Genomic DNA, 12,919 nt, shown 5'->3' on the forward strand with positions numbered 1-12,919 from the left:
ACTATGGCAAATTTCTTTATCAAACGTCCTATCTTTGCTATCGTTGTGGCCCTGGTTATTTCTATTGCCGGTCTCATCTGTATCTTTACGCTCCCCATGGACCGGTACCCAAAAATCACGCCGCCCCAGGTATCCGTTCGTGCTACCTATTCCGGCGCTGATGCGGAGGTCGTGGCCCAGACGGTGGCGGAAGTCATCGAAAAGAATGCGGTGTCAGTGGAAGGCTTTGAAAGTATGTCTTCCAGCAGTAACTCCAACGGTTCCTACGTACTGACAGTGCAGTTCCTGACGGGGACGGACTCCGATATGGCTACGGTCCGCACGCAGAATGCAGTCACCGCCTCCGACGCCAGCCTGCCGGATACGGTCCGTAACATCGGTGTCACCACGAAGAAGTCCTCCGGCGATATGGCTCTTGTAGTCAGCTTATATTCGCCCCACGGCACCTACGATAAGAACTTCCTGAAGAACTATTTCAGCATAAACTACCTGGATGAACTGAAGACCATCAAAGGCGTCGGTACGGTCCAGGAATTCGGTTCTGACTATGCCATGCGTATCTGGATGGATCCGACGAAAATGGCGCAGAACAATATCACCGCTTCTGAAATCATCTCTGCCGTAACGAACCAGAACCAGCAGATTGCTGCCGGCAATATCGGTGCGGCTCCGGTGACAAAAGACCAGCCCTTCCAGTATGTGGTTACCGCCCAGGGCCGTCTGGTGACAGCGGAAGAATTCGGAAATATTATCCTCCGTACGAATAAAGACGGCAGCCTCCTTCACCTGAAAGATGTGGCCCGGACGGAACTGGATGCCAGAAACTATGACTTCATCTCCCGTGCCGGCGATTATGAAACATCCGCCGTTGCGTTCTCCCTTACCGATGATGCGAACGCCGTGGAAACCATCGGCGCCATTAAGGCAAAGCTGGCAGAAGATGCGAAAACCTTCCCCGATGACATGAAGTATGTCATCAACGCGGATAACACCGATTTCATCTTCGCCTCCATCAAGGAAGTACTCCACACCTTCGTGGAAGCCCTCATCATCGTAGCCATCATTGTGTACATTTTCCTCCAGAACTGGCGGTCCACCCTGATTCCTATGATTGCGGTGCCGGTTTCATTGCTCGGTACCTTCGCTTCTTTCAAGGTCCTCGGATTTACCATCAATACCCTGACCCTCTTCGCCATGGTCCTTGCCATCGGGCTCGTCGTGGATGATGCCATCGTCGTTATCGAAGCCGTGGAATACGAAATGCGGTACAACAACCTGAATCCCCGGCAGGCAACGGTGGCAGCCATGAAAAAGGTGCAGAGCCCGGTTATCGGGGTCGCCGTAGTCCTGTCTGCCGTATTTATTCCGGTTGCCTTCCTCGGCGGCATCATGGGTATCCTTTATAAACAGTTCGCATTGACCATTGCGGTGTCCGTCATTCTTTCCGCCTTCACCGCCCTGTCCCTGACCCCGGCCCTCTGCGCCGGACTCTTGAGACCGAACAAGAAAAAAGCGGATAAGGGGCGGCTGGATCGTTTCTGGGACCGTTTCAACGATGGATTCGATCACATGGTGGAAGCCTATGGTGCCATCCTGGCCCGTTTGGCCCATGCTATTTATGTGCCTATCGGTGTGCTGGCCGTCCTCTTTGTGGCAGCCACCTTCATGTTTATCAAGCTGCCAACGGCCTTTATTCCCCAGGAAGATAACGGATTCTTCCTGAATGCCTTCCAGCTGCCGGAAGGCTCCGTCAATGTCCGTACCGCCCAGTACGTCACGGAATTCCTGAAGTACATGGGTGAAGATCCGGCAGTAGAAGTCACCCAGGGCGTTGTGGGCTTTGATATTCTTTCCGATGGCCAGAAGCCGAATGCTGCCCTTTCTTTCATCAAGCTGAAACCCTGGGATGAACGGAAGACCAAGGACCAGCAGATCAATGCAGTCATGGCCAGAGCCTTCGCCTTCAATGCCACCCATCCCGGTGTGACAGTGATGCCCCTCAACCCGTCTCCTATTCCGGGCCTCGGTGCTTCCGGCGGTTTCACCATGTACATCCAGAATAAGAATGGCGATTCCAATGAAGCCATGCAGGCTGTGGTGAACCAGTTCCTGGCCGCTGCCAACCAGCGTCCGGAAATCCAGCAGGCCTACACCACATTCCGTATGGATACGCCATCCTACAATTACGATGTGGACAGGGACAAGGCGGCCAAGTATGGCGTCAATGTGAGCGATATCTTCACCGCCCTCCAGGCCTTCTACGGCTCTGTACAGATCAACGATTTCACCCGTTTCGGCCGTAACTTCAAAGTTGTGGCCCAGGCGGACACCCAGTACCGCATGAGCCCGACGGACAACAAGTTCATGTCTGTCCGTGATTCCAGCGGTAATATGGTACCAATCAGCAACTTCATTACCCCGAAGAAAGGCAACGCCGTATCCGTCATTACCCGGTTCGATAACTTCCCGGCCGTTAAGATCGGCGGCAACCAGGCAGCCGGTTATTCTTCCGGCCAGGCCCTGAATGCCCTGGAAGAAGTGGCAAAGGAAACCCTGCCGAATGGCTACGGATATGCCTTTGCAGAATCCTCGGCACAGGAACGGGAGGCCAGCGGCAAGACCGTGTATGCACTGGCCCTTGGCATGCTCTTTGTATTCCTTTCCCTGGCAGCTCTCTACGAAAGCTGGAAAGTGCCATTCTCCGTTATCCTTGGTATTCCGACAGGTTTCTTCGGAGCCTGCCTCGGTGCCTTTGTATTCAATGTATACAATGATATTTATTTCCAGATCGGTCTTTTGACCATCATCGGCCTGGCGGCAAAGAACGCCATACTGATTGTAGAATATGCGAAGGTCCGTGTGGACAGCGGTATGGAAGTGGTGAAAGCTTCCATCGAAGCATCGAAGATTCGTCTCCGTCCTATCCTCATGACCTCCCTGGCCTTCATCCTCGGCAACGTTCCGCTGGCCCTCTCCACCGGCGCCGGATCTGTATCCCGCTCCGAAATGGGTATCGCTGTAGTCTTCGGCGTGCTGTCAGCAACGTTCTTCCAGATTTTCATCGTCCCCATGCTCTTCATCGTTATCGAACGGATCCATGGGTTCCGGAAACCGAAGAAACCGGTCACCATTGATGAATAATCGGTGAAGCCGAATAAAAAATCCTGAAAAATGAGCAATCATTTTTCAGGATTTTTTTCCTTTTGTGTGGCTCGCTGTACGTGCGAACGGGCGAGGGCTTCTAGCTTCTGGCTGCTGGCAATTAGGAAAGCTGGCCAGCCTGCAGCGCTTTTCGGGCTGGATGTACGTTTGAACGGCTGTGAGCCTTGAGCCTTCAGCCTTGTGCCTTGTGCAGATCAGGCCCGCAGAGCCTGATCGCCTGGCAGATGGATCCGGGAGAGGCGCTGGTTGATTCGCAAAGTCAGATTTCATAAGGACCTTTATGCACTGCTTCGTTATAACGCTCCTTACGTAGCTTAAGCTGGCAGATAGGAAAGGGGCACTTTTGGAAACGGAGGAATAGCAATGACCCTTGCGAGCCATCCTTCAGAGGCAGTGAAAAAAATCAGAATGAGGTACAGAGTGACAGGGCAATACAAAGTACTGCAATGGAAAGTACAGGAAATGGCCAGCTGCCGAAAAAAGGAACAGGGAGAGTGGTAATTATGCTGGACCTGGTCATCAGCCATAAAAAAACAGCCCGCCAGGGATAACTGTCCCTGACGGGCTTTCATGTGCGCCCAGCATGGGCGCACTCTTAAGGGTGAAAGTCCCTAGACCGCCCGACAGCGGGAAGGTCATAGCCGAACACCAAGGGTGTCCATCGTGAGGTGGAATCTGAAGGAAGGTGCAGGCAAATCTCCGGTCCGATGTACAAGAACCACATAAGGCTACGGCAGGATGGATAAGGTTGCATGACAAACTGAAGTCCCATAGCTGTACGGAATCCTGCAGAGTACATGTGGCGGATATATGGAGAGAAAGAGTGCGTTCTTACCTGGGGAGGTCTCACGGACACAGCAGAATAAGGCTGTATTTACTGGGCTGTGCTGTGGTTGAAATAAGATTTGCCGTGAGAAGTCAGCAGAGGCCATAGTACCAGATGGCTCATAGGCATCTGGGAAGGGCCGAACTTTAGGAGATGTTAGTCAATGAAAGTAACCAACCATGGGCTTAAAGGCAGACAACTTCAGAAAGAAGACTACTGGCAGAAAGCAGCTGCAGAACAGCAAGGATATGCCGGAGTGCCCATCCATGTGAGGATTGCTGAAAACAACAACATCATCGCAGACTTGCATAAGCAGGAATGCGAAAACTAAAGAACCGCCGTATACCGAACGGTACGTACGGTGGTGTGAGAGGTCGGCGGGCCGAAGCCCGCCTCCTACTCGATAGGCAAGTATGGGAAAACCGAAGAATCGCCGTATACCGATCGGTATGTACCAAGGTATGAGAGGTGGGAGACCTGCTTTCTCATCCGTTATTTTGTGGAAGAGGCCCTTCTGTCAGTTCCTGTATCAGGTTGTGGACGGTGGTGATTTTATTGATTTTCCAGGCATTGGCACCGCAGAAGACCAGACCGTGGTCCACGTCTCCTTTTACGGCACGGATGAGGGCCTGGGTAATGCAGTAGGGGGTGGTGCTGGGATCACAGGTTTTCAGGCAGTGGAAGCAGTTTGTGACGGGTATCCGCCGCTGTCTGACAGCGCAGACAAAGGGATTCAGCAGGGCCCGGCCCGGCATGTGGACAGGGCTCTGGACGATAGTCACGTCTTTGGCCTTTGCTTTGACATACATATTCTTGAATGCCTCGGCTGCGTCACATTCTTTGGTAGCCACGAAGCGGGTGGCCATCTGCACTCCTGAGAGTCCCAGGGACAGGTAATGCTCTATATCTTTTTTATCGAAAATCCCGCCACCGAAGATGACGGGGATTTTTTTATTGAACTTCTCTTCAAATTCCCTGACCACGTCGAGAATTTCACGGATTTCTTTTTCATAGCCATCGCTTTCATGCATTTTGACCTGTTCCCGGGTATATCCCAGATGGCCGCCAGCTTTTGGCCCTTCGATGACCACCAGGTCCGCAGTGCGATTGTGGTGCCGCGCCCAGAGCTTCAGAATGACCCTGGCCGCCTTTGGGGAACCGATAATGGGAGCAATTTTGGTGTCCGTTCCTTCTACGCAGACCGGAAGGTCCGCAGGGAGACCGGCTCCGGAAAAAATGATATCTGCCCCGTTTTCTGCAGCCGTACGGGTGTAGTCTTCATAATGCTGTCCCCGCCACATGATGTTCACACCGATAATGCCATTCTTTGCTTTTTCCCGGGCTCGCTGGAGCTGGTCTTTCAGGGCACGAATATTGGCTTTGACTGTATTTGTGCGGAAATCGGGTTCATTGAAACCGACCTGGGCGGCGGAAATCACCCCAATACCACCCTCCTTCGCTACGGCCCCTGCCAATCCGGAAAGGCTGACGCCTATCCCCATACCGCCCTGGATGATAGGAACCCGGGCAGTCAGGTCACCGATATGAAGCTTTGGAAAGTTCATAGTATTTCTCCTTACTGTTTCATAAATATGAAACTATAAATTAAATGTGTTTGACAAATAGCTGTACTTAATATATCCTGTATTTACTGTAGTTTATTCCATGATAACTAAGAAGTCAATGGCAAGAATGATAAATATTATTTAATATTCTCATACATAAATAAATTATCGTTTATTATATTTCGAAACATTCATAGCTTGGTGAAAAAACTGCTGTGTTTATCTGTTCATGGAAATACTTGCACCGTTATGGTATAGTATTAGCAGTAGGTGATAATAGTGACTGAAAAATGTAAAATGGATAAAAACAAAAGACGGGAAGCCATACAGAGTTTACTTCGCCAAAATCCATGTCTGACAGATGAGGATCTGGCAGGGCATTTTTCTGTTTCCCAGGCCACCATACGGCTTGACCGGCAGACTCTGGGTATCCCCCAAATGCGGGAGCGTATGGAGCAGCTTGTCATTTCCCAGCCTTCCGAAGCCAGAAAGGGGATTCGCATCCTTGATCTGGATGTGGGGGATAAGGGAGTCGGTCTATTTAAGACTGACGAAGAAGTGGCAGACGGTGCTGGAATGGTACCGGCAGAAAAGCTCTATGGAGCGGCTGCTGATTTTGCGGAGTCCCTGGCCGGGGTTCCTTTCGCTTCTACCCAGGTGGGAAATATAAAATATAAGATTCCTGTAGTACCTGGTACACTTCTGATTGTAAAAGGACGCATCGTACTGATGCGGGGCAATAAGAAACACATTTACATCAGCTTTTTCGCCGGCGACCAGGAGGTTTACCGGGCGAAGTTTATTATGGAGATTTTGAATCAGACGGAGGCGTCCCATGGATAAAATTGCTGTCGATGCGATGGGCGGAGATTTTGCCCCCCTGGAAATTGTGCTTGGGGCCCTGCAGGCGGTGCGGGAATACAAGATTCCCGTAGTTCTTGTAGGGGACCAGGAGAAAATAGGCCGGATTGTAAAGGAAAACCATGAGGAGAACAATCCTCTGGTGGAAATCCATCATGGCTCCGAAGTGATTGAAATGGGAGAACATCCGGGCATGGCATTCCGGAAGAAGAAGGATGCCTCCATTTCGGTGGGGGCCCGCCTTGTGAAAGACGGCACCTGCGGCGCCCTCGTAGCGCCCGGGTCTACCGGCGCCGCTGTAACAGCGGGCCTTCTGGGGATCGGACGCATCAAAGGCATAGAGCGGCCGGCTATTCTTACTCCTATTCCCAATGAAAAGGGCGGGTACACGTACCTCATTGATTCCGGTGCCAGTGCCCAGCCCAAGGTGGACACCTATATACAGAATGCGCTGCTTGGTTATATTTATGCAAAAAAAGTGGCAGGCATCGATTCTCCCCGCATTGGACTCCTGAATATTGGCGCTGAAAGTGCCAAGGGCAGCCCCCTGGTGGCAGAAGCCAATTCTGTACTGAGCCGCCAGAAAATCATCCCCTTTGCAGGCAATGCAGAAGGACGGGATGTAATGACCGGAGACTTTGACGTCATTGTGACCGATGGGTTTACAGGGAATGTGGTGCTGAAATTTGGCGAGGGTGCCGGGAAGCTGATTGCCACGCTCCTGAAAGAGGCAGTTATGCAGGGAGGCCTGCGGGCAAAGCTGGGAGGTCTTCTCCTGAAGCCGGCGCTGAAGAAATATGTGGCTAAACGGCTTGATTATGCGGAATATGGCGGTGCCCCGCTCCTTGGTATTCGGGGAGTTCTCCTGATCTGCCATGGCGCATCGAAAGCAAAGGCCATCAAGAATGCAATCCGCATGGCCAGGGATGTATGTAATGAACACCTGGACCAGGTGGTTACTGAAGCCCTGGGTCAGATGAAAAAGGAAGAAATGCGGGGCAGCGTCGACTGAGCCGTCGTTTATGCTCCTTTCAAAGAAAGGATTATTTGACTATGAGTGATAAATGCTCCGCCGGTATCCTGGGAACCGGCCACTATGCACCGGAGAAGATACTCACCAATGGGGATCTGGAAAAAATGGTGGATACCTCCGATGAATGGATTCGTACAAGGACGGGGATTGAGACCAGGCATATTGCTGCCCAGTCTGAAAATACGTCGGACCTCTGTATTAAAGCAGCCAAAAAGGCGCTGGAAGCATCGGGCCTTACCCCTGATGATATCGATTTCGTCCTGGTAGCTACGGCGTCTCCGGATTATGTGGTTCCTTCCACGGCCTGCCTGGTACAGGATAAACTGGGATGCACCCATGCAGGAGCCATGGATATTTCTGCGGGCTGTTCCGGCTATATTTATGCCACCGCCCTGGCATCAAACCTGGTAAAGGCGGGTATGTATAAACATATACTGATCATAGGGGCGGAAATCCTGTCCCGCCTGGTGAACTGGCATGACCGGTCTACCTGTATCCTCTTCGGCGATGGTGCCGGAGCTGCGGTGATCGGGGAAGTACCGGATGGCTATGGCCTCCTGGCATCGGACCTGGGTTCCGACGGGAGCCTGGGCAAAATCCTCGACATCCCGGCCAGTGGTGTAGCAGAACCGGTAACCCACAGGGCCATTGATTCCGGCCGTATTTATATCCACATGGAAGGACCGGAAGTGTTTAAGGCTGCTGTTCGCCATATGGACGCTACCACAATGAAAACACTGGATAAAGCGGGACTGAAAAAAGAGGATATTAATATGTTCATCGCCCATCAGGCGAATAACCGCATTATCCAGGCCATTGCCAAGCGCCTTGGCCTTCCACAGGATAAAATGTGGGTGAATGTGAACCGCTTTGGTAATACATCGGCTGCTTCCGTGGGTATTGCGTTGGACGAAGCCGTACGGGCAGGAAAGGTCCATCATGGTGATATTGTAGTTCTCACGGGATTTGGTGCCGGCCTCACCTGGGGCTGCGATGTGATGCGTTGGATGTGAATGGATTGGGCAGGGGGTTGTCCTGCAGACAGGGCCCTGCCGGCAGGTAGAGCCATGCTTGCGCATTGCCCTGGCCGAAGGCTGAAGCCCTGTCAGGTACAAGCCCCATACAAATGATGTTTAGCCATTCTATACATATAATCAAATTACCCTTTTTCTTACTCATGAGGTGATACAATGAAACTTGCATTTCTTTTCCCCGGACAGGGATCCCAGAAAGTGGGAATGGTTCATGATCTTTACGAAAAATATGATTCTGTAAAGAAACTGGTGGAAGAAGCGGACGATACACTGGGCTTCTCCATTTCTAAAATGATGTTTGAAGGTCCCGATTCCGAACTGATGAAGACGGAATTTACCCAGCCCGCCATCCTGACTGCCAGTGTGGCTGTATGGCAGGTACTGAAAGAAAAGGGCATTGAACCGGATATTGCCGCAGGCCACAGCCTCGGTGAATATTCCGCCCTCGTGGCAGCGGGAGCCATTTCCTTTGCGGACGCGGTGAAGACGGTTCATCTTCGCGGCCGTTTCATGCAGGAAGCGGTACCCCTGGGTGAAGGCGGCATGGCAGCAGTCATCGGCCTCACACCGGATAAAATTGTAGAAGTCTGCCAGTCCGTATCTACGGACAGTGAACCGGTGCAGGCGGTGAACTTCAACTGCCCGGGACAGGTGGTGATTGCCGGTGCCACAAAGGCTGTAGAAAAGGCCTGCACTGCATTGAAAGCTGCCGGTGCCCGCAGGGCTATCATGCTCCACGTGAGTGCCCCCTTCCATTCCACCCTCATGGAACCGGCTGCCAAACGGTTGAAGGAAGTGCTGGATTCCATTACCATCCATGATACCCGGATCCCCGTAGTGGCCAATGTAAATGCAAAGGAAGAAACAAAGGCCGAGGATATCCGCAGAAACCTGGTGGACCAGGCGGCCCATCCGGTGCATTGGGAAGAATCGGTACGCAACATGATCGCCGGCGGTGTGGACTATACCGTGGAAGCCGGCCCGGGCACCGTTCTTTCCGGATTCATGAGAAAAATTGACCGCTCCATTCCCTGCCACCACGCAGAAGATGCGGCAACGGTGGACGAAGTGGTGGCAGCCCTGAAAGGAGAATAATCCATGGAAAACGTTGAAAAGTCAGCTCTTGTTACCGGGGCTTCCCGGGGCATCGGCCGTGCCATTGCCCTGGCTCTGGCAGGGAAGGGGTACTGTGTGGCCCTGAATTATGCAGGAAGCCGGGAATCAGCAGAGAAAGTGAAGGAAGAAATTGAAGCTGCCGGCGGGCGTGCATTCACGGTGCAGGGAGACGTATCCAAGAGTGAAGATGTGGACCGGGTTTTCAAGACAGTGAAGGAAGAATTTGGCGGTCTTGATGTCCTTGTGAATAATGCCGGCATCAACCGTGACGCTCTTCTGATCCGGATGAAGGAAGAAAACTGGGATGATGTCATTGCTACAGACCTGAAAAGTGATTTCCTCACCACCAAGGCAGCAGCCATGATGATGATGAGAAAGAGAAAGGGCTCCATTATTAATATTTCCTCCGTCGTAGGTATCATGGGCAATATCGGACAGGCTAATTATGCCGCTGCCAAGGCCGGTGTCATTGGTCTTACCAAGTCCTGTGCCAAAGAACTGGCGGCCCGGAATATCCGTGTCAATGCGGTGGCTCCCGGATTTATCGAGACTGCCATGACCGATGGCATTCCTGAAAAGATCAGGGAATCCATGATTGCCTCCATTCCTTTGGGCCGTATGGGGCAGCCGGAAGATGTGGCGAAGGCCGTATGCTTCCTGGCATCCGATGACTCTTCCTATATCACCGGTCAGGTACTGGTGGTATCCGGCGGATTGGCTATGTAAAGCTCCAGGGAGGCACCTCATCAATTGGGGCCTGTTAAATTTATAAAAACAGGTGACAACCTCCTGTGGTTGTAATATAATCAGAAAGGTACTATTTTCAATGAAAGGTGGTGAAATCATAAATGAGCACTTTTGACAGAGTGAAGAAAATCGTTGTTGACCAGCTCGGCGTTAACGAAGCTGATGTAACCATCGATTCTACTTTCATTGACGACCTGGGCGCTGATTCCCTCGATATCGTTGAACTGATCATGGCATTCGAAGAAGAATTCGATATTGAAATTCCGGATGATGCTGCTGAAAAGATCAAGACAGTAAAGAACGCTGTAGACTATATCGACAGCCAGATTCAGTAATACAGGAATTTGTCATAATCATAATGGAAGCCGGGGAACCTGTTCCCCGGCAAACCAGTATGATGGGGGAAAATACCCCAAAAAAGTGGGTAACCAGTGTTTCCCGGGGGTTGCCCGTTTTTTTGAGGTCTTATCCTTTCGTGCATTACATATATCGTTTATTAGTGAGGTGCTCCTTAATGGAAAAAAGAAGAGTTGTTATTACAGGTATGGGCGTTGTTTCTCCGGTAGGTATCGGTACGGATGCTTTCTGGGATGCCCTGATGGCTGGGAAGTCCGGCGTTGGTCCGATTACCGAATTTGATGCGGAAGGTTTCCCGGTCCGCATTGCAGGAGAAGTCAAAGATTTTGATGCCGTGAAATATGTGGGAGACCGGAAAGCGGTCCGCCATATGGATCGGAATGTGCAGTTTGCCGTAGCTGCAGCAAAGATGGCTGTGGACGATGCCAAGCTGGATATGACGAAGGAAGATCCGAACCGGGTAGGCACCATCATCGGTACCGGCATCGGTGGTATCAATACCATGGAAGAAACGGTTCACCGCATCGATATCAAAGGACCCACAAAGGTCAACCCCTTTGCAGTACCTATGATGATTGCCAACATGGCAGCAGGCCAGGTTTCCATCAATTTCGGACTCATGGGGCCGGTGCTGGCCGATGTGACCGCCTGTGCTTCCGGAAATAACGCCATTGGCCGTGCGACACGGACCATCCAGTACGGCGATGCCGATGTTATGTTTGCCGGCGGCACGGAAGCAGCTGTTGCCAAGACTCCCATGGCCGGATTTGCTGCCATGAAGGCCCTTTCTTCCCGGGAATGCCCGCCGGAAGAAGCATCCTGTCCATTTGACGTACGGAGAGATGGATTTGTCCTTGGAGAAGGAAGTGGCGTACTGATCCTGGAAGAACTGGAACATGCAAAAAAGAGAGGCGCCCACATTTATGCGGAAGTTATCGGCTACGGCTCCAACGGCGATGCCTACCATATTACCGCTCCCCGTCCCGGCGGCGTACTGGCTGCAAGGTGCATGCAGAAAGCTATCGATGATGCCGGCATTTCCCCCAATGATATCGACTATATCAATGCCCATGGAACATCCACGGGTCTGAACGATAAAAACGAAACCAAGGCCATTAAAGATGTCCTCGGCAAACATGCCTATGATGTAGTAATCAACTCCACCAAGTCCATGACCGGCCACCTTCTTGGTGCTGCCGGTGCCATCGAAGCGGTGGTTTGCGTACTTTCCATTGAACACAACCGGGTTCACCAGACCCTGAACCTGAAGACTCCGGATCCCGAATGCGACCTGGACTACGTTCCGGAAGGACCGCGGGATGTAAAGGTGGACGTCACCATGTCCAATGCCTTCGGCTTCGGCGGTCATAACGCCGTTGTTATCATGAGGCGCTATGAAGAATGAGCCACGCTGAAACAAGACGGAAAGAGCGGCTGGAAGCGGTCAGGAAATTTGCAGTGGATAATGATATCCCCATGCAGAATATTGAGCTTCTGAATACCGCCCTCACCCATACCTCCTATGCCAATGAGCATAAAGGGGAAGTTATCCATGATAATGAAAGACTGGAATTTCTTGGGGACGCCGTTCTTGATCTGGTGGTGGGGGAATACCTTTTCCTCCGTTTTCCATCTTGGCCGGAAGGGAAACTGACCCGGGCCAAGGCCAGTGCCGTATGTAAACCGGCCTGTGCGGAATGTGCCGCCAAGTTCCAGGTAGGAAAATACATGCTCCTGGGAAAGGGCGAAGAAATGTCCGGCGGCCGGACAAGAATGTCCATCCTGGGCGATGCATTCGAGTCCATCATCGGCGCCATTTATCTGGACAACAACTACGAGGTGGCGGCCCGTTTCATCCTGGGGCATTTAAAGAAATACCTTGACCTCATTGATGAAGGCAACTACGACCATGACTATAAGACGGACCTTCAGGAACTGGTCCAGAAGCATGGGGATGTAGAAATCCGATACAATGTGATTCACGATGAAGGACCGGACCATGATAAGACCATCTGGATGCAGATCACTATCAATGGAAAAGATTTCGGAACGGGTATCGGAAAAAATAAAAAGGAAGCAGCCCAGCGGGCAGCGAAAGAAGCTATCAGCCGCATCAAAAATGGCGCAGCTGTGTGAAAGAGACAGTACCATGGAAAGAGAAACTTTTCATGGTACTGTTTTCGCTGTTTATTGAAAAGGTGGCTGAAAAGAATGCGTA

The 12,919-nt window shown here is 51.7% G+C and carries 11 protein-coding genes; 10 read left to right on the forward strand and 1 reads right to left on the reverse strand.

Features of this window, described 5'->3' with window-relative positions; all coding sequences use genetic code 11:
• Nucleotides 1–3: 3 nt before the first annotated feature.
• Nucleotides 4–3,141, forward strand: a complete 3,138-nt coding sequence (locus ACFWUL_RS03780; RefSeq protein ID WP_416177850.1) for an efflux RND transporter permease subunit — start codon at nucleotides 4–6, stop codon at nucleotides 3,139–3,141.
• Nucleotides 3,142–4,151: 1,010 nt separating this feature from the next.
• Complete coding sequence (locus ACFWUL_RS03785; protein WP_297041640.1) at nucleotides 4,152–4,319, forward strand: hypothetical protein; 168 nt, start codon at nucleotides 4,152–4,154, stop codon at nucleotides 4,317–4,319.
• 154 nt (nucleotides 4,320–4,473) lie between these two features.
• Here the strand turns inward: ACFWUL_RS03785 and ACFWUL_RS03790 are convergent, their stop codons facing one another.
• The gene (locus tag ACFWUL_RS03790; RefSeq protein ID WP_416177851.1) at nucleotides 4,474–5,553 is read right to left on the reverse strand and encodes an NAD(P)H-dependent flavin oxidoreductase; all 1,080 of its coding nucleotides are present in this window, start codon (nucleotides 5,551–5,553) and stop codon (nucleotides 4,474–4,476) included.
• A gap of 297 nt (nucleotides 5,554–5,850) precedes the next feature.
• Here ACFWUL_RS03790 and ACFWUL_RS03795 point away from each other — a divergent pair, with 297 nt between their 5' ends.
• The 8 genes from ACFWUL_RS03795 (at nucleotide 5,851) to rnc (ending at nucleotide 12,837) form a co-directional block, all read left to right on the forward strand.
• Entirely contained in the window at nucleotides 5,851–6,396 is a 546-nt protein-coding gene (locus ACFWUL_RS03795; RefSeq protein ID WP_297020684.1) for a DeoR family transcriptional regulator, read from the forward strand.
• Nucleotides 6,389–7,426, forward strand: a complete 1,038-nt coding sequence (plsX, locus tag ACFWUL_RS03800) for a phosphate acyltransferase PlsX (RefSeq protein WP_416177852.1) — start codon at nucleotides 6,389–6,391, stop codon at nucleotides 7,424–7,426. Before ACFWUL_RS03795 ends, plsX begins: the two co-directional genes overlap by 8 nt.
• 41 nt (nucleotides 7,427–7,467) lie before the next feature.
• Nucleotides 7,468–8,460: a beta-ketoacyl-ACP synthase III gene (locus ACFWUL_RS03805; RefSeq protein ID WP_297020678.1), complete on the forward strand. Its 993-nt coding sequence runs from the start codon at nucleotides 7,468–7,470 to the stop codon at nucleotides 8,458–8,460.
• Nucleotides 8,461–8,637: 177 nt separating this feature from the next.
• Complete coding sequence (gene fabD / locus ACFWUL_RS03810; RefSeq protein ID WP_416177853.1) at nucleotides 8,638–9,576, forward strand: ACP S-malonyltransferase; 939 nt, start codon at nucleotides 8,638–8,640, stop codon at nucleotides 9,574–9,576.
• A 3-nt stretch (nucleotides 9,577–9,579) separates the two neighbouring features.
• On the forward strand, nucleotides 9,580–10,323 hold the full coding sequence (gene fabG / locus ACFWUL_RS03815) for a 3-oxoacyl-[acyl-carrier-protein] reductase (RefSeq protein ID WP_416177854.1): 744 nt from the start codon (nucleotides 9,580–9,582) through the stop codon (nucleotides 10,321–10,323).
• Between the two features lie 122 nt (nucleotides 10,324–10,445).
• Complete coding sequence (locus tag ACFWUL_RS03820; protein WP_008858827.1) at nucleotides 10,446–10,679, forward strand: acyl carrier protein; 234 nt, start codon at nucleotides 10,446–10,448, stop codon at nucleotides 10,677–10,679.
• Nucleotides 10,680–10,858: 179 nt separating this feature from the next.
• Nucleotides 10,859–12,106: a beta-ketoacyl-ACP synthase II gene (gene fabF, locus ACFWUL_RS03825; RefSeq protein WP_416177855.1), complete on the forward strand. Its 1,248-nt coding sequence runs from the start codon at nucleotides 10,859–10,861 to the stop codon at nucleotides 12,104–12,106.
• Nucleotides 12,103–12,837 carry a ribonuclease III gene (gene rnc, locus ACFWUL_RS03830; protein ID WP_416177856.1) on the forward strand — a complete coding sequence of 245 codons (735 nt, stop codon included), beginning with the start codon at nucleotides 12,103–12,105 and terminating at the stop codon, nucleotides 12,835–12,837. Before fabF ends, rnc begins: the two co-directional genes overlap by 4 nt.
• The last annotated feature ends 82 nt before the right edge of the window (nucleotides 12,838–12,919 follow it).

The sequence above is a fragment of the Dialister sp. genome (genome assembly GCF_047832375.1).
Lineage (GTDB): Bacteria > Bacillota > Negativicutes > Veillonellales > Dialisteraceae > Dialister.